Annotated in this window: 21 protein-coding genes and 1 riboswitch; of the genes, 5 read left to right on the forward strand and 16 right to left on the reverse strand. The window is 69.7% G+C overall.

Translation table 11 applies throughout. The features are described from left to right. Positions 1 to 107: 107 nt before the first annotated feature. From VKV26_25465 to VKV26_25475, 3 genes are all read right to left on the reverse strand, one after another. Positions 108 to 1,724, reverse strand: coding sequence for a hypothetical protein (locus tag VKV26_25465; protein ID HLZ73267.1), 1,617 nt, complete (start codon positions 1,722 to 1,724; stop codon positions 108 to 110). Positions 1,725 to 1,856: 132 nt separating this feature from the next. Further along, positions 1,857 to 3,359 carry a beta-xylosidase gene (locus VKV26_25470; GenBank protein ID HLZ73268.1) on the reverse strand — a complete coding sequence of 501 codons (1,503 nt, stop codon included), beginning with the start codon at positions 3,357 to 3,359 and terminating at the stop codon, positions 1,857 to 1,859. Continuing rightward, positions 3,356 to 4,120: a glycosyltransferase gene (locus VKV26_25475; GenBank protein HLZ73269.1), complete on the reverse strand. Its 765-nt coding sequence runs from the start codon at positions 4,118 to 4,120 to the stop codon at positions 3,356 to 3,358. Before VKV26_25475 ends, VKV26_25470 begins: the two co-directional genes overlap by 4 nt. A gap of 189 nt (positions 4,121 to 4,309) precedes the next feature. Between VKV26_25475 and VKV26_25480 the strand changes: the two genes are divergently transcribed. Then, positions 4,310 to 5,551 carry a hypothetical protein gene (locus VKV26_25480; GenBank protein ID HLZ73270.1) on the forward strand — a complete coding sequence of 414 codons (1,242 nt, stop codon included), beginning with the start codon at positions 4,310 to 4,312 and terminating at the stop codon, positions 5,549 to 5,551. A 128-nt stretch (positions 5,552 to 5,679) separates the two neighbouring features. On the opposite strand, the gene leuD is transcribed toward VKV26_25480, so the two are convergent. From leuD to VKV26_25495, 3 genes are all read right to left on the reverse strand, one after another. After that, positions 5,680 to 6,306 (reverse strand): 3-isopropylmalate dehydratase small subunit, encoded by a 627-nt coding sequence (gene leuD / locus VKV26_25485; GenBank protein HLZ73271.1) that lies wholly within the window; start codon positions 6,304 to 6,306, stop codon positions 5,680 to 5,682. Between the two features lie 19 nt (positions 6,307 to 6,325). Then, positions 6,326 to 7,735: a 3-isopropylmalate dehydratase large subunit gene (gene leuC / locus VKV26_25490; GenBank protein ID HLZ73272.1), complete on the reverse strand. Its 1,410-nt coding sequence runs from the start codon at positions 7,733 to 7,735 to the stop codon at positions 6,326 to 6,328. A gap of 212 nt (positions 7,736 to 7,947) precedes the next feature. Next, positions 7,948 to 8,601, reverse strand: coding sequence for a TetR/AcrR family transcriptional regulator (locus VKV26_25495; GenBank protein HLZ73273.1), 654 nt, complete (start codon positions 8,599 to 8,601; stop codon positions 7,948 to 7,950). Between the two features lie 327 nt (positions 8,602 to 8,928). Here VKV26_25495 and VKV26_25500 point away from each other — a divergent pair, with 327 nt between their 5' ends. Further along, positions 8,929 to 9,834, forward strand: coding sequence for a pyridoxamine 5'-phosphate oxidase family protein (locus tag VKV26_25500; protein ID HLZ73274.1), 906 nt, complete (start codon positions 8,929 to 8,931; stop codon positions 9,832 to 9,834). Here the strand turns inward: VKV26_25500 and VKV26_25505 are convergent. Beyond that, positions 9,821 to 10,024, reverse strand: a complete 204-nt coding sequence (locus VKV26_25505) for a hypothetical protein (GenBank protein ID HLZ73275.1) — start codon at positions 10,022 to 10,024, stop codon at positions 9,821 to 9,823. The genes VKV26_25500 and VKV26_25505 overlap by 14 nt on opposite strands. On the opposite strand from VKV26_25505, the gene VKV26_25510 reads away from it, so the two are divergent. Together VKV26_25510 and VKV26_25515 are read left to right on the forward strand one after the other, a co-directional pair. Beyond that, positions 10,023 to 10,217, forward strand: coding sequence for a hypothetical protein (locus VKV26_25510; GenBank protein ID HLZ73276.1), 195 nt, complete (start codon positions 10,023 to 10,025; stop codon positions 10,215 to 10,217). The two genes, VKV26_25505 and VKV26_25510, sit on opposite strands and share 2 nt — an antisense overlap. 14 nt (positions 10,218 to 10,231) lie before the next feature. After that, positions 10,232 to 10,624 carry a type II toxin-antitoxin system VapC family toxin gene (locus VKV26_25515; protein ID HLZ73277.1) on the forward strand — a complete coding sequence of 131 codons (393 nt, stop codon included), beginning with the start codon at positions 10,232 to 10,234 and terminating at the stop codon, positions 10,622 to 10,624. Here the strand turns inward: VKV26_25515 and VKV26_25520 are convergent. From VKV26_25520 to thiD, 5 genes are all read right to left on the reverse strand, one after another. Continuing rightward, positions 10,621 to 11,616: an ATP-binding cassette domain-containing protein gene (locus VKV26_25520; GenBank protein ID HLZ73278.1), complete on the reverse strand. Its 996-nt coding sequence runs from the start codon at positions 11,614 to 11,616 to the stop codon at positions 10,621 to 10,623. The genes VKV26_25515 and VKV26_25520 overlap by 4 nt on opposite strands. 154 nt (positions 11,617 to 11,770) lie before the next feature. Next, on the reverse strand, positions 11,771 to 12,583 hold the full coding sequence (locus VKV26_25525) for an ABC-2 family transporter protein (GenBank protein HLZ73279.1): 813 nt from the start codon (positions 12,581 to 12,583) through the stop codon (positions 11,771 to 11,773). Further along, on the reverse strand, positions 12,576 to 13,367 hold the full coding sequence (locus tag VKV26_25530; GenBank protein HLZ73280.1) for an ABC-2 family transporter protein: 792 nt from the start codon (positions 13,365 to 13,367) through the stop codon (positions 12,576 to 12,578). The genes VKV26_25525 and VKV26_25530 overlap by 8 nt, the downstream gene beginning before the upstream one ends. A gap of 156 nt (positions 13,368 to 13,523) precedes the next feature. Beyond that, the gene (locus VKV26_25535) at positions 13,524 to 13,988 is read right to left on the reverse strand and encodes a cupin domain-containing protein (GenBank protein HLZ73281.1); all 465 of its coding nucleotides are present in this window, start codon (positions 13,986 to 13,988) and stop codon (positions 13,524 to 13,526) included. A gap of 79 nt (positions 13,989 to 14,067) precedes the next feature. Continuing rightward, complete coding sequence (thiD, locus tag VKV26_25540; protein ID HLZ73282.1) at positions 14,068 to 14,934, reverse strand: bifunctional hydroxymethylpyrimidine kinase/phosphomethylpyrimidine kinase; 867 nt, start codon at positions 14,932 to 14,934, stop codon at positions 14,068 to 14,070. Positions 14,935 to 15,010: 76 nt separating this feature from the next. Between thiD and thiE the strand changes: the two genes are divergently transcribed. Further along, positions 15,011 to 15,643: a thiamine phosphate synthase gene (gene thiE, locus VKV26_25545; protein ID HLZ73283.1), complete on the forward strand. Its 633-nt coding sequence runs from the start codon at positions 15,011 to 15,013 to the stop codon at positions 15,641 to 15,643. Here thiE and thiO read toward each other — a convergent pair. The 4 genes from thiO to VKV26_25565 all read right to left on the reverse strand — a co-directional run bounded on the left by thiO (position 15,611) and on the right by VKV26_25565 (position 18,645). Further along, positions 15,611 to 16,849, reverse strand: coding sequence for a glycine oxidase ThiO (gene thiO / locus VKV26_25550; GenBank protein ID HLZ73284.1), 1,239 nt, complete (start codon positions 16,847 to 16,849; stop codon positions 15,611 to 15,613). The genes thiE and thiO overlap by 33 nt on opposite strands. Positions 16,850 to 16,852: 3 nt before the next feature. Then, entirely contained in the window at positions 16,853 to 17,059 is a 207-nt protein-coding gene (gene thiS, locus VKV26_25555) for a sulfur carrier protein ThiS (GenBank protein ID HLZ73285.1), read from the reverse strand. Beyond that, positions 17,056 to 17,700 (reverse strand): thiamine phosphate synthase, encoded by a 645-nt coding sequence (locus VKV26_25560; protein HLZ73286.1) that lies wholly within the window; start codon positions 17,698 to 17,700, stop codon positions 17,056 to 17,058. Before VKV26_25560 ends, thiS begins: the two co-directional genes overlap by 4 nt. A gap of 168 nt (positions 17,701 to 17,868) precedes the next feature. Further along, the gene (locus tag VKV26_25565) at positions 17,869 to 18,645 is read right to left on the reverse strand and encodes a thiazole synthase (protein HLZ73287.1); all 777 of its coding nucleotides are present in this window, start codon (positions 18,643 to 18,645) and stop codon (positions 17,869 to 17,871) included. A gap of 86 nt (positions 18,646 to 18,731) precedes the next feature. After that, a riboswitch (TPP riboswitch) is annotated at positions 18,732 to 18,845 on the reverse strand. Positions 18,846 to 19,041 lie beyond the last annotated feature (196 nt).

A 19,041-nucleotide genomic window follows, 5' to 3' on the forward strand; every position in this document is an offset into this window, starting at 1 on the left:
GCGAGACCTCCGCGCTGGGCGTGCGCGCCGCCAAGAGAGCCGCCGGCGACAGCTCCGCCTTCGGCGCGAGCCCGAGGCCGACCGCGCCGCACTCGAAACGACGCTCCTCAAGCCACGTTTGCCGGCCTAGGTTTTTTCACAGGTCGCGCTCCAGGCGCAGCACCCGGTTCTCGGCCCGCAGCCGGCGCCGCTCCTCGCGCTCCGGGGTGGTCAACCCGTCGCTGCGCACGCCGGCATCCAGCTGTGCTTGCTTGACCCAGGTGCGGATCGCCTCTTCCGAGCAGCCCAGGTCGGCGGCGCGCTGGCGCGGGCTGCGTCCCCTTCGTGCACCATCCGGACGGCCTCGGCCCGGAACGCTGGCGGATAGGGCTTGTGCGTCGCTCCCCGCGGCATCTGGACTCCTTGCGAAGGGCCCGCTGGCCCCAGTCTTCAGGTGTCCACGAAACCGGGGCAACTCCACCCGTGCTGGCGTTCACCCACGACACCGTGAGCAGGTTGCCGGTGCTGTAGCCGATGTCGTAGCCCAGGGCGTAGTACTTCTGCCCGGCCGGGCCGCCCGGCGGGCTCACGATCCCCGGCGAGATGGTCGAGGACTGGATCTGCAGTCCGCCGTTGGGGTTGAAGGGCAGCACGTAGCTGCCGTTGCCGTCCGCGCCGCCCGCGATGGGGTCGACGGCAGCCAGCGTCCAGCCGGAGAGCAGGCGCTCGCCGACGCCGACGTTGTCCGTGTACACCGTGCCGGTGTAGCGCTGAACCTGGATCTCCACCTGCTGGCCGGCGAAGGCGCTCACCCCCGCCTTGAAGGTCTGCCACGTGCCGGGCGTCGCCTGCACCGTCCCGTTGCCGAGGTCGATCCTGGTCGCGTAGCCCGTGCCGCTGAGCAGGGAGACGTAGAACAGCACGCTGCTGCCGCTGCCGCTGTAGGAGAGGCTGAGCTGCTGTTCGTTGCTGGCGAGGGTGAAGGGGCTGGAGGTGATCGTGCCGGTGGTGCTGACGTAGTGCCCCGTCGGGCCGCCGGCGCCTTCGCTTGCCGTGCCGGACACGGTCCAGGCGGGCACGTCCTGGGTCTGCAGGCCCACGTCGTCGACGGCCACGGTGAAGGCGTTCTGCACGACCTTGATCTCGACCGATTGACCGGCGAGCGTGCCTACGCCATAGGAGAAGGTCTGCCACCTGGTGGTGGTGGCCACGTTAGTGGCCAGCGTCGTGCTGGTCGTGTAGCCGCTGCCGGAAAGGAGGGAGACCGAGAACTGGCCGGCGAAGATGCCGCTGGGGTATTTGGCGCGCAGACTAATCGAGGAGGCGCGGCCATCCAGGGTGAAGGCGCTGGAGAGGATGGTCGCACTGCTGCCCAGCGAGGCGTAGTCGTTGCCGCTGTCCGCGCCAATCGCGGTCGTGCCGCTCGTGGTCCAGCCGGTGAAGTCGCCGGTGCTGAAGCCGCTGTTGGCCGGTGGGGTGCCGACTGAGGCGGCCGGCGTTTCGAAGTCATCGTTCGTCGGCGGGGTGCCCACCGTACTGCGTACGGTGTCCAGCATGTGGTTGAGGGGATAGGCGGGATTGGCGCCGGAGCCAGTCGCCGGCGGGCCGTTGAGGCGGCTGTGCGGAACATGGGCGGCGCCACGGACCACCGGTACCGGCGGGCTGCCCACCACCAGCAGCAGACCGCAGAGCAACGCCAGGGCAGCCGCCAGGCGGCGGGAGCGGGGTACGAACGACGCGGGCATGCAGCATCCCCTGTGAGCCTCGCCGCAAAGTACAGGAGATTTTGCAAGAACGCACGTAGTGTTCTTTGCGTGTGGCAATACGCGGCTCAGCCCTGTTACGGCGGCGGCCCGCGAGGTCTTTCCGCTGCTCGCTCAGGACACGGCCAGCTCGTAGAAGGCGACGCCGCCCGGAGGCAGGGAGAGGCGCAGCACCGCGCCGCCACCGGAAGACACACTGAGCGGAACGGAGCCGCTCTGGCGCAGCTCGGCCGCGGCGGAAAGCTCGGCGAGCTGGGCGCGCGTCGGTGCCTGCGGCCGTCCCAGCGCCTCCCATGCCGCGAGACCGTTGGCGTGCGTGTCGTCGATGCGCCACTCTGCCGCCTGCAGCGCGGCGCCAGCGCCCATGCCGCCCAGGTGAACGGCAACCTGCTGCACGGGCAATGGCCGTCCCTCCAGGCCGGGCGGCACGTAGTTGGAGAGCAGCAGTTGCAGCATGCCGGCCCGGCGCGTGGCCCAGAGGTCCAGCCGCGTGGCGCTGGCCGCGTCGTCGGCGTCGCGGCGGACGGGCAGCTCGCGGTCGCCCAGCCGGTGCAGGAGCTGATAGGCGTGGTAGCCGGGCTTGGGCAGGCCGTCGATCGTGAGCAGGCCGAAACCGCCGACGAAGCTCGCCGCCGGGAACGGGAACTCGTTGAAGATGTCCGAGATCGTCCAGTAGGCGAAGCTGGCGACCTGGGCGTGCACGGCGTGGATCACGCGGCAGATGTACGCCGCCTGGTTCGGCAGATCGTGGAGTGGCCGTCCCCAGCGCCAGCTCGAGTTCCACTCCGTCCAGTGCACTTCCGGCGCGGCGCCCGGCACGGCGCTCGCCAGTGCTGCGTTGGCGCCGGCCACGACTCTCTCCAGGTAGCCACCGCGTTCGAACTCGGCGCGGTAGCCGGGGTCCACCTTCCCGAAGTCGTCGTCATCCGGGTAAACGTGGGTGGAGACGAACTCCACCGGCACAGCGTGCTCGCGGCAGTAGGCGAGGAAGTCGGACAGCCACTCGGCGCGGGTGCTCGCCGGGCCGCCGGTGCGCAACTCCGCATCGACGGATTTAATCGCCCGCACCGTCTCCGCGTGCAGGCGGAACGATTCCTCCTTGGTGCCGGACCAGAAGGCAGAGAGGTTCGCCTCGTTCCAGACCTCGAAGTACCAGCGGCGGATCTCCTCGACGCCGTAGCGATCGCGCCAGTGCGAAACGAGCGCGGTGATGAACTGGCGCCAGGCGTCGTAGTCGGCGGGCGGCGTCACGTTGGCGCGGTAGTAGAAGACGGCCTGCGTGCCGCTGGCCAGCGCCGTGGGCATGAAGCCCAGCTCCACGAACGGCCGCAACCCCAGGCCGAGCAGCACGTCGTAGGCCGTGTCCACCAGCCGCCAGTTGTAGACGATCTCGCCGGCGCGGTTGCGCAGCACCGCCTGCATCTGGTCGCTCAAGATACCGTGGCAGCGCAGGAAGCGGAAGCCGCACTCGCGCACGGCGCGGCGCAGCTGCCCCTGCAGATCCTCGCGCAGCAGCGACCAGGCGTCGCCGCTGCCCACGGCGAGTTCCCAGCTGCGCCCGATCGGCGTGCCCGCCGCGGCGACGTCAACGCTGAACACCGTCTCTTGTTCGTTCACCGGCTCACTCCGCCGGCCACCCGCGGGCGCAGGTGGCCGAACCGCGCTTGCACCCGCCGCTGGTTCTGCTCGTGGGCGCCCGAGCGGATGCTGTCGATGCCCAGGCCCGCGTCTTTGCGCCGGTAGAGCGCCACGACCGCGTCCACGAAGCCGGGCGGGCCGAACCGTTCCAGCGAGCGCAGCCAGAGGTCGTAGTCCTCGCAGCAGCTCAGGCTCTCGTCCCAGCCGCCGAGCGCCAGCAGCGCCTCGCGCCGGTACATCGCCGTGCTGGCGTTGGGAATCATCGCGCTGCTGAAGAACAGCTCGGCGCAGCGTCCGGGATCGTCACAGAAGAAGTTGCGTACGTCCTCGCCGATCAGATAGCGGCCCTCGGCGTCGATCTTGAGCGCATTGCCGTGCACGGCCCAGCGCTCCGGCCGCGCCAGCAGGTACTGATAGCGCCGCTCGACGCCGTCGGCCGTGAGCAGATCGTCGTCGTCCAGGTCGACGAGGAAAGCGCCGCGGGCGGCCTGCGCCGCCGCGTTGCGCGTCGCGGCCACGCCGCGCGGCCGCTCGTGCCGCAGCCAGCGGATGTGCTCATCGGCTGCGGACTCGGCCGCCAACCGGGCCGGTGTGCCATCCTCCGAGCCGTCGTCCACGATCACATGCTCATAGGGCACCGAAAGGCGCAGGGCGCGCACGCTGGCGATCGCCGGCGGCAGATATGTCGCACAGCGGTTGCGCGTCGGCGTCAAAAGCGAGATCGTGGGCTGCTCGCTCATCGCCGCAAGTGTACGCCGCGCGTGGCCTCACCCCCAGCCCCTCTCCATGGAATGGCGAGGGGAGGCGCAGAAGCTCCGTCTTCCGCCCCAATGCCCCGATCATCGATCTCCCCTTCCCTTAGAATTGAAGGCAAGGGAGATGAACCGGGGGAATGGGGGCCATGTGCGGCCTCCGCCGCCGGATACACAATGACGAATACCGCAGACATCGAACGGCTCAAGCGTGAGGCGGCGCAGATCCTGGCCGAGAACCGTCGCACGGGCCACGCCGCCTGGAACGGCCAGGACTACGCCTACGTCGTGCCCTCGGCCGGTTCGTATCCGTTCCAGTGGTTCTGGGACTCCTGCTTCCACGCGATCGCGCTCACGCACGTCAACCTCGGCTGGGCGAAGGACGAGATCGAGACGTTGCTCAAGGGCGCGCAACCGGGCGGCTTTATTCCGCACCAGATCCTCTGGGAGAAGGATCGTTATCCCGAGGCCGCGGCGCGCCAGTCGGAGAAGTTCGGCGATCGCTACACCAGCTCCTCGATCCAGCCGCCGGTGCTGGGCACGGCGCTGGAGCGCGTCTTCCGCGCCACGAACGACCGCACATTCCTGAAACGCTGTCTGCCGCCCGTGATGGCCTTCTATGGCTGGCTTGCGGACGTGCGCGACCCGGACGGCGACGGCCTGATCGCGATCATCCAGCCGGACGAGTCGGGCGCCGACGCCTCGCCCAAGTTCGACCCGCTGATGGAGTTTCCCAAGAACAACGACGACCTGGTGCGCTGGATCGAGAAGCTGTACACACGCTACCAGCCGCTGCGCTTCGACGATCGCGCGATCCTGGCGCTCGACCTGTTCAACGTCGAAGAGGTGCTGACCAACACCTGCTACATCCTCGGCCTCGAGGCGCTGGGTAGGCTGTGCGAGGGCGCGGAGGCGCGCGAGTTCGCGGAGCGGGCCGCGCGCGTGCAGCGGGCGCTGGTTGAGCGCTGCTACGACGCCGCTGCCGGCGCCTTCTTCGACCTCGCCGGCCGGGCCGAGACGCCGCTGCGCACGCTGACGATCACCTCGCTGGCGCCGCTTGCGCTGCCGGGCCTCGATCGCGCGATCGTCGAGCGGCTGGTCGCCCACCTGGTCGATGCGGACGAGTTCGCGCTGCCGTTTCCCGTGCCGTCCGTCTCCCGCGCCGAGCCGACGTTTATGCCGGGGAACGCGCGCGGCTTCATCTGGCGCGGGCCGAGCTGGATCAACTCCAACTGGCTGATCGGCGAGGGGTTGCGGACGCACGGCTACGAGGAGCTGCGCCGCCGGATCACAGACCGCTCCTGCGCGATGCTGCTGCAGTCCGGTTTCCGCGAGTACTTCAACCCGTTCACGGGCGAGGGCCACGGCTCGCGCAACCATAGCTGGAGCACGCTGATCCTGGACATGATCGAGCGGTAGGGCGCGGCCCTCATCCTCACCCCCCGTCCCCCTCTCCTTCTCCCAATCCTGGGAGAAGGAGAGGGGGCGAGCATTGGCAGGAAGTTCCGGAGGGGCGTCGGGTTAGCGAGGCCGAGCAAGGCCGGTTGTCAGCGGCTGGCGCCGGCGGGCGCGGCGGGGGAGGCCCAGGCGGGGCGCTTCGCTTCGAAGGCGCTGATCGCGGCGTCGCGCTGCAGCGTCTGGCCGATCTCGTCCAGGCCGAGCAACAGGCGCTGACGCACCGCGGGGTTCACCTCGAACGTCGCCTGGAAGCCCTCGCCGTCGTCCACGGTGCAGGCGTCGAGATCGACGCTGAGCCGGTAGCCGGGCGTGCTCTGCGCCTTCTTGATCAGCGCGCTGGTCTGCTCCTCGGGCAGGATCACGGTGAGGATGCCGTTCTGGGCGCAGTTGTTGCGGAAGATGTCCGCGAACGAGGGCGCGATCAGGCAGCGGAAGCCGTACTCCTGCAAGGCCCAGGGCGCGTGCTCGCGCGAGGAGCCGCAGCCGAAGTTGCGCCCGGCGACGAGGATGCCCGCGCCCTGGTACTGCGGCGCGTTCAGCTCGAAGTCGGGATTCAGGGAGCCGTCCGGGCGGTAGCGCCAGTCGTTGAAGCAGAACTCGCCGAAGCCGGTGCGCTCGATCCGCTTCAAGAACTGCTTGGGAATGATCTGGTCCGTGTCCACGTTGGGCCGGTCGAGCGGCGCGACGAGGGCGGTCAGGGTGGTGAACGGCTGCATGATGGGTGTTCCCCTTGCGTTACCAGTCGCGGATGTCGACAAAGTGGCCGGCGATGGCGGCGGCGGCGGCCATCTGCGGGCTGACCAGGTGCGTGCGGCCGCCCTTGCCCTGCCGTCCTTCGAAGTTGCGGTTCGAGGTCGAGGCGCAGCGCTCGCCCGGCTGCAGGATGTCCGGGTTCATGCCCAGGCACATCGAGCAGCCCGCGTCGCGCCACTCGAAGCCCGCCTCGACGAAGACCTGGTCGAGCCCTTCCTTCTCCGCCTCGGTCTTGGTCAGCCAGGAGCCGGGCACGACCAGCGCCCGCACCTTCGGATTGACCTTCTTGCCCTTGACCACGGCGGCGGCGGCGCGCAGGTCTTCCAGGCGCGAGTTGGTGCACGAGCCGATGAAGACGCGGTCGATCGCGATCTCCTGGATCGGCGTCAGCGGCTTGAGGCCCATGTACTCCAGCGCCCGCTCGATCGCGGCGCGGTCGCTCGGGTCTTTGTAGCTGGCCGGGTCGGGCACGCGATCGGTGATCGGCGCCACCATCTCCGGGTTCGTGCCCCAGGTGACGTGCGGCACCAGCCGCGTGGCGTCGATCTCGACCGTGCGGTCGTAGCTGGCGCCGACGTCGGTCGGCAGCTCGCGCCAGGCGGCGAGCGCGGCGTCCCAGTCGGCGCCCCTGGGCGCGAAGCGGCGGCCCTTGACCCAGGCGAAGGTCTTCTCGTCGGGCGCGATCATGCCGGCGCGGGCGCCTGCCTCGATCGACATGTTGCAGACGGTCATCCGCCCTTCTATGGAAAGGCCGCGGATGGCCGAACCGGTGTACTCAATCGCGTGGCCGGTGGCGCCGCCGATGCCGATGCGGCCGATGATGCCGAGGATGATGTCCTTCGCCGTGACGCCGGGCGGCAGCGCGCCCTCGACGCGGACCTCCATCGTCTGCGGCTTGCTCTGCACGATCGTCTGCGTGGCGAGCACATGCTCGACCTCGCTGGTGCCGATGCCGAAGGCGAAGGCGCCGAAGGCGCCGTGCGTGGAGGTGTGGCTGTCGCCGCAGACGATCAGCTTGCCCGGCAGCGTGTAGCCCAGCTCGGGGCCGATCACGTGCACAATGCCCTGGCCCTCGCTGTGGATGTCGTAGAGCGGCACGCCGAACTCGGCGGCGTTCTGCTGCAGCGTCTCGATCTGCTGGCGGGCAATCGTGTCCTCGATCGCGGAGACGGGCAGCATGCGCCCCGTCGTCGGCACGTTGTGATCGACCGTGGCGATGGTCAGCTCCGGCCGGCGTACGGAGCGCTCGGCCAGGCGCAGCCCCTCGAACGCCTGCGGCGAGGTGACTTCGTGCACGAGATGCAGATCGACATACAGGATCGCCGGCTCGCCGGGCGGTTCTTCGACGACGTGGGCATCCCAAAGCTTCTCGAACATCGTGCGTGGCGCCATCTGCATCGCCTCCCGGAGTGCGCTCGGCCGTGCCGGCCCCGGCCGCACCGTTATGGTACGCAACATCCGCACCGGGCGCGATTCTGGGCCGTGGCTCTCAGTGTCGCAGGCAGTAACACCGCGATCCAGCGGCATCGTTGCCATGCGTTGCATAGCCGGAGAGCATCGCATGCGCTCCGGGCCATGCGGGCGAGCAGTGCTTGCATGGAGGCTTACGCAATCAGCCGGCGGCCGGCAGCCGTCGCCCCAGCGCGCAGATGCTCATGCAGGGCGGCGCGGGCGCGGGCGAAGGCCCGGCCGTCGTCCAAGAGCTGCCGCGCCCAGTTGGCGCCGAGCTGCAGTGCGTTGAGCTCGAAGGCGAGCTGCGCGGGGTCGGCTTTCGGCTGCAGGTGGCCCGCGGCGATCGCCTCGCGGATCGCCTCTTCCAGCGAGCCGAGCCAGCCGCGCATGATCGACGCCACGCGGTCGCGCACGGGACCGGGCCGGCCGTCGAAGTCGGCGGCGGCGGCGGCGAAAAAGCAGCCGCCGCGGAACACCGACCCGTCCGTGAAGCCAAGCCAGCCGTCGCACAGCCGCAACAGGCGCGGCAGGCCGGGTTCGGCCTCCAGCGCCGGTTGCACCGCCGCCCGGTCGAAGGCCGCGGCAGCGGCGTCCAGCGTGGCGAGCTGCAGCTCCTCTTTTGATCCGAAGTGGGCGAAGAGGCCGCTCTTGCTGATCTGCAGCTCGCCGGCGAGCCGGCCAAGCGAGAGTCCTTCAAGCCCCTCGACCGAGGCGATGTTCATCGCGGCGGCGAGAATGGCGCGGCGGGTGCGGGCACCCTGCGCGGCGCGGCGGCCGTGCCGGGCCGCCGCACTCTCCTCATTCATCTCCCAGCTCCGCCTCGCGTCCGTGACAGACACCACACTGTGGCACCATGACGACCTTGCAGCACGACCGGTCGTTCTCTACACTCGATTGTAGCACGACCGATCGTGCTATTGAAGGATCGCGCTGACCGGAGCAGCGATGCCCGTCCCACTCGTCCTCGACAAGGCCGCGACCATGCACCCTTGTGCCGTGCTGCCGGCCGGCGTCGACGGCGCCTGCAGCGCCAATGTCGAACCCGGCGGGAAACGGAGGCGCCCCTGCTGCCGCGCCCAATCTTTCTCTCCGGTCATTTTTCCCCCGGTCATTTTCCAAGGAGGCGTATCCCGATGGCTTCCCCGTTTCATGCCGGCGAGCGCGCCGTGCAGCGTTTGGCCGGCACAAACCGGCAGGCGGAGCGGATCGGCGCCGGCTTCGCGGACCGGATTTCGCCAGGAGTCGCGGAGTTCGTCGCCGGCCAGGCGCTGGCCGTGGCCGGCAGCATCGATCCGCGCGGCCGCGTCTGGGCCTCTCTGCTTGCCGGTCCGCCCGGCTCTGTGCAGCCGCTCGACCCGCACACGCTGCGAATCGCGGCCCTGCCGGTTGAGGGCGATCCGCTGCCGGAGAATCTCCGCACGAACGATGCGCTCGGCCTGCTCGTGATCGACCTGGCCACGCGCCGCCGCGTGCGCATCAACGGCAGCGGCCGGCAGGAGCGGGACGGCAGCATCACCCTCCGGCCGGCGCAGATCTTCGGCAACTGTCCCAAGTACATCCAGGCACGCAGCTGGCGGGTCGCGCCCGACGCGGCGCCGGCCGCCGGCGCCGTCGCGCAGGGCCAGGCACTCAGCGACGCGCAACGCGGCTGGATCGCGCGCAGCGACACGTTCTTCATCGCCAGCGCCCATACGCGAGGCGGCGTGGACGCCTCGCACCGCGGCGGCGCGCCCGGCTTCGTGTCCGTGCTCGACGCGGCGACGCTGCGTTTCCCCGACTACGCGGGCAACGGCATGTTCCAGACGCTGGGCAACCTGGCGGAGCAGCCCGAGGCCGGCCTGCTCTTCGTCGACTTCGCCCGCGGCAGCACCCTGCAGCTCAGCGGTCGGGCGCGGGTGCTCTGGGATGCCGAAAACGCCGCCGCGTTCGCCGGCGCCGAGCGCGTGGTCGAGTTCGCAATCGATGCCGTGATCGAGACCGCCGGTGCAACGCCGCTGCGCTGGCGGCTCGAGCAGCGCTCGCCCTTCAACCCGACCTGAGCGTCTGCCAGATGCTCGTCGCCTCGGCCGTGTCGCCGCTGTAGATACGCCGCACGATGTCCTCGATCTCCGGCTCTTCAATCGTCAGGTCGCGCAGGCGGGCGCGGGCCGTGCTGGTGCTATGATCGCGGCGATGGCTGCCGCGGCAAAGTTGCCGCCCGAGACATGGCGATGCGGAGGAGTGTTTCATGGTGGTGAACCGTAAGAGGAAAGCAGGTCCGGTCTGGTGGGAGCGGCGTCCCAGCCTGGAGGATCTGCGCCCGGCGCTTACTCCCGAGGAGGCGAAGGCGGCTCTGGAGCGAGCGGCCGGCTCGTGGCACGGCGCCGTCAACGTGGAGAAGCTGCTGGACGACATCCGCTGGTGGCGCGGCCACGACGACTAATCGATAGCCGAGTGATGCCGCATCTCATTGACAGCGACCACGTCATTCAATACCTCGACCAGCGCCCCATGGTGATCAAACTCATTAATTCACTGGCACCAACAGGCATTTGGATCAGCATCATCACATATATGGAGGTTTATCAGGGCATCCAGCGTCAGTCAACCGTTCAGGAGCTTCGAGACGGATTTGACGCATTTATACTCGTTGCACCGGTACTGCCCTTCTCGATTGCCGTAGCCGAACGTTGTGCCACTATTCGTGAAACTCTCCGACAGCAAGGCCGGCGTACACGAAGTCGGTATCTGGATCTCATCACTGCGGCCACGGCGATTGAGTATGACCTAACCCTCGTAACACGCAACACGGCCGACTATCGCGACGTACCCGGCCTGAAGCTGCTCTAACGCACCTCCGCCTCGGCCGCGGCGCCGCTGTAGATGCGGCGCACGATGTCCTCGATCTCCGGCTCTTCAATCGTCAGGTCGCGCAGGCGGGCGCGGGCCGCCACCGCGGCGATGACTTCGGCGGCAGTTGTATCGGCGCGGCGGAAGCGCAGCCACTGGCGCGGGCCTTCGACCTTCACCACGCGCGCGCCGGGCACCTTGAGGGGCGGCCCAGCCTCTTCAAGGTCGATCACCAGCACGCGCTCACCGCCGAAGCGATCCTTCATCGCCGCAAGACTGCCGTCATAGATCAGGCGGCCGTGGTCGATCACGATCATGCGCGAGCAGAGCCGCTCGATGTCGTCCATGTCGTGCGTCGTCAGCAGCACCGTGACGCCGCGCTCGCGGTTGAGCTGCGCCAGGAAGGAGCGAATGCGCTCTTTGACCACCACGTCGAGCCCAATCGTCGGCTCATCCAGGTAGAGCACCTCCGGATCGTGCAGCAGCGCCGCGGTCAGGTCTCCGCGCATGCGCTGCCCAAGCGAGAGCTGGCGCACCGGCGTGTCGAGCAGCGGGCCAAGCTCCAACAGCTCGACATAGGCGGCAAGGTTGGCGCAGAAGCGCTCGGCCGGGACTTTGTAGATGTAGCGCAGCAGCTCGAATGAGTCGCGCAGCGGCAGGTCCCACCAGAGCTGCGTGCGCTGGCCGAAGACGATGCCGATGCGCCGCGCCAGGTCGATCCGCCGCCGCGACGGTTCCAGCCCCGCCACGCGCACCAGCCCGCCGCTGGGCACGAGAATGCCGGTCAGCATCTTGATCGTGGTGGACTTGCCGGCGCCGTTGGGGCCGATGTAGCCCACCATTTCACCGGGCTCGATCGCGAAGGAGACGCCGTCCACGGCGCGCACTTCGCGCCGCTCGCGCAGCAGCAGCGCCAGCGGCCCGCGCGCCCCTGCCCGCGGCCGCGTCACGCTGAACGTCTTGCGCAGGTCGTCCACTTCGACGATCGCCACGTTGGCCTCCTTCACCGACCCCTCGCTCGCCTGAAGGCTAGGATTTCTCCTCCCGACACGGGAGGGGTTGGCCCTGGAAGATTCAATCTTCCTCAGGCCACCCTTCTCCTCGTGGGCAAGGGACGGGTCGCTCCGGTGCCCAGGGATAGGTCCATCAGCTCCCCGTACTGCGATAGTGGCGCACGCCGAAGCGCCAGACCCGGCTCGCCACGAACAGCAGCACGATTGCAACCGCCGGCGCCAGGAAGCGCACGAAGCCCGGCATGCCCAGCGGGTCGCGCTTGTCCAGCACATAGAGCGCGGGAAAGTAGTTCACGAAGGCGAGCGGCACGGCGAAGATGAAGATCCGCCGCAGCCAGGCGCCGTAGACGTTCATCGGATACGAGGTCAGGAACTGGCCGCCGTAGGTCACGCTGTTCACCACCTCCATCGAGCGCGTCGTCCAGAAGGTCGTGGTCGCGCCGATGACCCAGACGCCGGCGAAGACGAGAAAGCCCGTGATCGGCATAGTCAGCAGCAGCAGCACGCGTTCCAGCGTCCAGTGCACGTTCACCAGCGAGAAGGCGAAGCCCAGCACCACGCCGGCCTGCGCCATCGCGCCCAGCCGCCGCATGGCGATGTCCGAGGCGAGCAGTTGCAAGAGCGTGCCGCGCGGGCGGATCAGCACGAGGTCGAAGTCGCCGCGCTGGACTTTGTCGCCCAGGCCGTCGAGCTGGCCCACGGTCAGGTCGGCGAACTGGAAGGCGATGTACGACGTGCCGTAGAGAAAGGCGACCTCGCCCAGCGACCAGCCTGCCAGATACGGCAGGTGCGCGAAGATCACCAGCACGCTGAGGAAATCGACAAACGTGAGGGCGAAGGCGCCGAACAGTTGCAGCACGAAGGAGGCGCGGTACTGCCACTGCGCCCGGATCTGCGCCCGCACCAGCCGCCAGTAGAGCGCCGCCGACTCGGCCGCTTCACCCACCTTGCACCACGACCTTCCGCTCGGCGGCGGCAAGCACCAGCCGCCCCGCCGCCAGCAGCGCCAGCGCCCAGCCGGCCTGGAACGCGAGCGCCCCCAGCAGCGCCCAGCCCTGCTGCTTCTCCAGAAAGATCTCGACCGGCGTGTTGACGAAGGCGGCGAAGGGCAGTGCCCGCGCCACCGTCTGCAGCGTGCCGGGGAACAGCGCGATCGGCACGGCGAAGCCGGAGAGAAAGGTCCACACCGCCGCCGCGATCGAGCCGATGCCGCGGTAGTCGAACAGCCAGAAGGCCGAGAGGTTGAGCATGAAGCGAAAGGCGAAGCTCACGGCCACGGCCAGGTAGATGCTGAGCGGGAAGAAGAGCCAGGTCCAGGGATGCGCCGGCAGCCGCACGCCGAAGACGGCGGCGCCGATCAGGAACGGCGGGATGCCGCGAAAGATCGCGTGGTAGGTGGCGCGGCCGGCGTCCTGCGCCAGCCAGTAGAGCTGGTAGTCGAGCGGGCGGCTGAAGTCGCTGACGATGTCGCCGCTACGGATCGTGAGCGCGATCTCCCACCAGTTCCAGATGTAGACCACCATCAGCATGCCCTGCGTGACGAAGGTGTAGGTCAGCGTGTCGCGCAGGTCGAAGCCGCCGATGCTGCCGCGGCCGGCATAGAGCGCGATCATCACGTAGGCGCGCAGGAAGCCGAAGACGGTGTTCGTGAACACGCCGGCAAAGGTCGCCGCGCGGTAGGTCGCATAGCGGCGGAAGCCGCGCAGCGCCACCTGCCAGTAGAGCGTCATGATCTCGCCGATCGCCTGCAGCGCCCGATCGCGGGGCACGCCGAAACCCCGGACACCCCGCCATGGGGGCCGGTTGAAGTGCGCCACGTCCTGGCGCAGGGCGGAGTATATCAGCCGATCGCTCTCGCTGAGAAGGATCGCTTCGGCGCCAACGGCTCACACGAACCGCATATGGTACTTCCTGGCGAGCGCGGCGTGCATCGCGGGATCGAGGCCCGCATAGTCGGCGTTCGCCGTTCGCGGCGCCTGCTCCAGTGCGAAGCGCTCCTCGAAGTAGCCCTCCATACCGGCTGGCGAGAAGCGTTCGATGTAGCCAGCCGGGCCTGTGCCCGTATTGCCGAAGCCGTGCGCCGTGCCACGTGGCACGAGGATGAAGCTGCCCGCCGGCGCCTCGGTGCTGATGCCGCTGATGCGAAACGTGAGCACGCCGCTGATCACGTACCAGGCTTCCTCTTCCCGCTGATGGATGTGCTCGTCGATCCAGCGGCCCGGTGGCAGCGCGTCCGTCACGCGCAGGGCGAATGCCCCGCCCGTATCCGCCGCGCCAACCTTGAGCGCTCGATCAAACCGCCCCCGCGATTCTCCCGGCCTCAGGACAACGGCTTCCATGCCATTCGCCATCGGACTCCATCTCCCTACGCGTCGTCGGCGAGCATCGTACACCGTGGCCGGGCAGCGCGTAGCGCATGGAGTGTGGAGATCACGCGGAGCCTGCCCCCGCTCCCCACCGTGATGACACGCCGGCCAGGTGGTTGGTGGGTCCGTGGCCGTGGCCGAGCCGTGGCGCCGAGGCGATCGCGGCCGAGATGTACTGCTTGGCGACGCGGATCGCCTCACGCGGCTCGCGGCCGAGGGCGAGGCCGGCGGCGATCGCGGCGCTGAAGGTGCAGCCGGTGCCGTGCGTGTTCCGCGAATGCGTGCGCGGCGAACGCAGCTCTTCGAAGCCGCTGCCGTCGTAGACCAGGTCGATCGCGTCGTCTGCCTCGGGCAGGTGGCCGCCCTTCACGACGATCCAGCGCACGCCGAGCCCGTGCAGCGCCGCCGCCGCGGCGCGCATCTCTTCGAGGTTGCGCACCGGCAGGCCCGTGAGCGCCTCCGCCTCCGGCAGATTCGGCGTCACCACCGTGGCCAGCGGCAGCAGCCGCACGCGCACGGCATGGCGCGCGTCCTCCGCCAGGAGCACGTCGCCGCTCTTCGCCACCATCACCGGATCGACGACGAGGTTGGGAATATGCAGCCGCTCGATGCAGGCCGCCACGCGCTCGACCACGGCCGCCGTGCCGAGCATGCCGGTCTTCGCCGCGTCCGTGCCGATGTCACCGATCACGCTTTCAAGCTGCTGCTCGATGAAGTCGAGCGGCACGGGAGAAATACCCTGCACGCCGACCGTGTTCTGCGCCGTCAGCGCGGTGATCGCGCTCATGCCGAACACGCCGAAGGCCATGAAGGTCTTGAGATCCGCCTGGATGCCCGCGCCGCCGCCGCTGTCGGAGCCGGCGATCGTGAGCGCTCGCGCCTGTCGCGCCTGTCGCGTGTGTCCCGCCTGTCGCGCCTCTAAATTGGTCATCGTGTCGTCGCCTCGGTGCCGCTGTTGTCGCGCCGCCGCGGCCCTGTACGCTGTCTGTGGCAGCAGGAGGGCCGGCATGGAGGCGCGCGGACTCTACTTCATCGTCGATCCGGAGCACACCGCCGGCCGCGATCCCGTCGAGGTCTGCCGCCTGGCGCTGCGCGGCGGCGCGGCGCTCGTCCAGTACCGCGACAAGCTGCACGACAAGGGCGACCAGTTGCCCGAGGTCGAGCGGCTGCTCGCCGTCTGCGGTGGGTTCGGCGCGCCGCTGCTGATCAACGACCACGTCGACCTGGCGCTGGCGGCCGGCGCCGACGGTGTGCACGTCGGCCAGCACGACCTGCCTGTGGCCGTGGCGCGGCGGTTGCTGCCCGCCGGCGCGATCGTCGGCTGCTCTACCAACAACCCGGAGGAGGCCCGCGCCGCCGAGGCCGCGGGCGCCGCGTACATCGCCGTGGGCCGCATCTTTCCCACCGGCTCGAAGGCGAATACGCGGCCGGCGTCACTGGACACGATCCGGCAGGTGCGCGCCGCCGTCTCGCGGCCGATCGTGGCGATCGGCGGCATCACTCCGGCGAACGTCGAGCAGGTGATCGAGGCGGGCGCCGATCTGGCCGCCGTGATCGCGGCCGTCGGAGAAGCCGAGGACGTGGAGACTGCGGCGCGAGCCATCGCGTCACGCTTCCGCATGGCCGCCGGCCGCGCCTGAGCCGTTGCCGCCCTTGCGCTGGCCGGCACGGCCGTTCGTCGGCTTCGGCGCGGCGCGTCCCATGCGCAGCCCCGGCTTCGGCTTCCTTCCCGCCGGCGCGGCGAAGCGCCCGGGCGCAAAGGGCGTCAGGTCGATGCTCGTGCGGCCGTGCACGATCAGCTCGGTGAGCAACCGGCCGCTGATCAGGCTGAGCAGCACGCCATTGCGGAAGTGCCCGGCCGCCACCGCCAGGCCGCTCACCCCCGGCACGAAGCCGAGGATGGGCAGGCGGTCGGGCGAGCCGGGACGCAGGCCGGAGCCGGTCGCGGCCAGCTCGGCTCGCTCCAGCACAGGCGCAAGCTCGGCGGCGGCGTTGAGCAGGCCGCGCACGCCGGCCACGGTCACGCGCTTCTCGTAGCCCGCCTCGGGCTCTTCCGTGGCGCCCAGGTAGATCGTGCCGTCGGGCCGCGGCAGGAGGTAGGCGTGCTCGCCGTAGATCACGCGACGGATCGGCTGCGGCACCTCGCGCAGGATGGCGTACTGCCCTTTGACCGGCTCGACCGGCACGTCGGCGGCGCCGCGGGCGCAGAAGGCGGTCCAGGCGCCGCCCGCAAGCAGCACGAGATCGCCTTCAACCGCGGCGCCGGTGCTGAGCCGCACACCGGTGACGCTGCCGCCGCGGAGCAGCAGGCCGTGCACCTCACTGCCCTCGCGGATTTCGGCACCGCGCCGCGCCGCGCCCTGCGCCAGCGCCTGCGTGAGCCGGCGCGGATGCACCTGGCCCTCTTCCGGCGAATCGAGGCCGCCGATCACGGCCGGGCCCAGCGCGGGCTCTAGCGTGAGGCACTCGGCGCGGCTCAGCCAGCGCACGGGCAGCCCGGCCGACTTCGCCCAGGCGATGCGCGACTGCAGCAGCTCCGAGCGCTCCGGCGCGTTGGCGGTGCGCAGCACGCCGTTGGGCACGTACTCGATGCTGAGGCCGCTGACCGCCTCGATCGCCGCCGCGTCCTCTTGAAAGACGCGCAACCCCGCCACGGCAAGCTCGAGAAAGGCGTCCGGGTGCGCAGATTCGGCCACGGGCGAGAGCATGCCGGCGGCCGCGCTCGACGCCTCGGCTGCGATCGTCGCGCGCTCCAGCAGCGTCACCTGCTGCCCCGCGCCCGCGAGATGGTAGGCCAGCGAACAGCCGATGGCGCCGCCGCCGACGATGACGATGCGCTGCGCCATGCGCTAGCCGCCTCCGATCATGCGCACGATCTCGATCACGTCGCCCGCGCGCAGCACGACCGCATCGTACGTGCCGCGCTCGATCACTTCGCCGTTCTTCGCCACGGCGATCGTGCGCGGGTTGATGCCGCGCCCGACAAGGAAGTCGGGCAGCGGCATGTCGCCGTCGATCTCCACCATTTTGCCGTTGACCGTGAGACTGACCATCATGCCGTGTCCATGTTCACGCGCTGCCCGCGCGCTTCGATAATGCCCTGATCGAGCGCCTGACGCAGCCCCCGCGCGGCAGCCTGCGGGTCCGGCCGGCCGAGAATCGCCGAGATCACAGCCACGCCCGCCGCACCGGCGCGCACGACCTCCGCCGCGTTCTCCGCCGTGATGCCGCCGATCGCGATCACGGGCAGACTGACCGCGGCGGTGACCTGGCGGACGCGCGCCAGGCCGCCGGTCTCGCCGCCGGGGTGCGAGCGGCTGGGGAAGATCGTGCCGAGCACGAGGTAATTCGCGCCGTCGTGTGCCGCCGCCACCGCGCCCGGCAGGTCGTGTACCGAGCGGCCGACGAGCAGGCGGCCGCGCAGCGCCCGCTTCAGCGTGCGCGTGGGCACGATCTCCTCGCCGGCATGCACGCCGTCAGCTCCCGCGGCCAGCGCCACCCGCGGCCGGCCGTTCACACTCACAAAGGCGCGCCCCGCGGCGATGGCGACGATGCGGCGGCTCAGGGTCAGCAATTCGGCGTCGGGCAGGTCTTTCTCGCGCACCTGCACCGCGTTCACCCCGCCGGCGATCGCGGCCGCAATCTGGCGCAGCAGGTCGGCCGTGTCCCGTGCGAGAGAGCGGTCGGAGACGAGCATCAAGGGCTGCTGCGGGAGCCGGGACACGTCGGTGTCCGGTCTGCCGATCGCCGTGTCCGCGCGGAGATACGCGTACCGCAGAGATCTATCCATAAGCCACTGATCCGCAGCCGCGCGTCGTGCGGGGCGGTTCGCGAACCGTCCTTGCCGGGCTGCGCTCCCGATCGCCTAGCGTGCCCCGACACCCGCCATCGGGCTGCTGGTGATCGCCGTTTCGCGCTTCGGGATACGTCCACTGAGGAAGGCCTTGCGACCGGCCTCGACGCCGAGCTTGAACGCCTCCGCCATCAGTCCTGGATCGGCGGCCTGCGCGATCGCCGTGTTGACCAGGACGGCATCGGCGCCGGCCTCCATCGCCGCGGCCGCTTCGCTCGGCACGCCGAGGCCGGCGTCCACGACCACGGGCACATGCGCCTGCTCGATGATGATGCGGATCGCCTCCATCGTCTGGATGCCCTGGCCGGAGCCGATCGCGGAGCCGAGCGGCATCACCGTCGCGGTGCCGATCTCTTCCAGGCGCCGCGCCAGCACGGGGTCGGCGTTGATGTAGGGCAGGACCTTGAAGCCCTTGGCGACGAGCCGCTCGGCGGCGCGCAGCGTGCCGATCGGGTCGGGCAGCAAGTACTTGGCGTCGGGGATGACTTCGAGCTTGACGAAGTCGGAGCCGGTGACCTGGCGGCCCAGCTCGGCGATGAAGACGGCGCGGTCGGCGTCCTGACTGCCGGCGGTGTTGGGCAGCACGCTGAAGCGCGACCAGTCGATCTGATCGAGCAGCGTCTGCTCGCCCGGATCGTCGAGGTTGAGGCGGCCGATCGCGACCGTGACGAGCTCGGCGCCGGAGGCGTCGAGCGAAGCGTGCAGCTCTTCCACGCTGCGGTGGCGGCCGGTGCCGATCATCAAGCGCGAGCGGAATGTTTTGCCGGCGATGGTGAGTAGGTCGTGCATGGCAGACTGTGCCTTTCTGGCCGGGCGCGGGCGGGAACGACAAACGCCGCCCGGCGAACGGACGGCGTGATCAGGTGGCACGGCGGCGTGTCGATGATCGTGATCCCTACGCCGGCATTACCCGGATCAGGTCCAACGGTCGGCGGCGAGCGGCGGCCACCCTCTCAGCCCGGCTTCCCCGAGCACCCGTGAGCGTTATGCAATTCTCTGCTTCACCGTAGCAGCGTGCGGAGCGGCGCGTCAAGGCGATGGCGAGGCCGGGTGTGCCCAGAAGTTGTGGAAGCACGGTGCAGGGATGAGACGGAGGCGAGGCGTGGCGATGCAGTAGGGTAACGAGGAAAACAGAGCGACCGACCGTAGTGAGGACGGTCGGTCGCGCAGGAAGGGGCCGATGAC

The organism is Dehalococcoidia bacterium (assembly GCA_035310145.1).
In the GTDB taxonomy this organism is placed as follows: Bacteria; Chloroflexota; Dehalococcoidia; order CAUJGQ01; family CAUJGQ01; genus CALFMN01.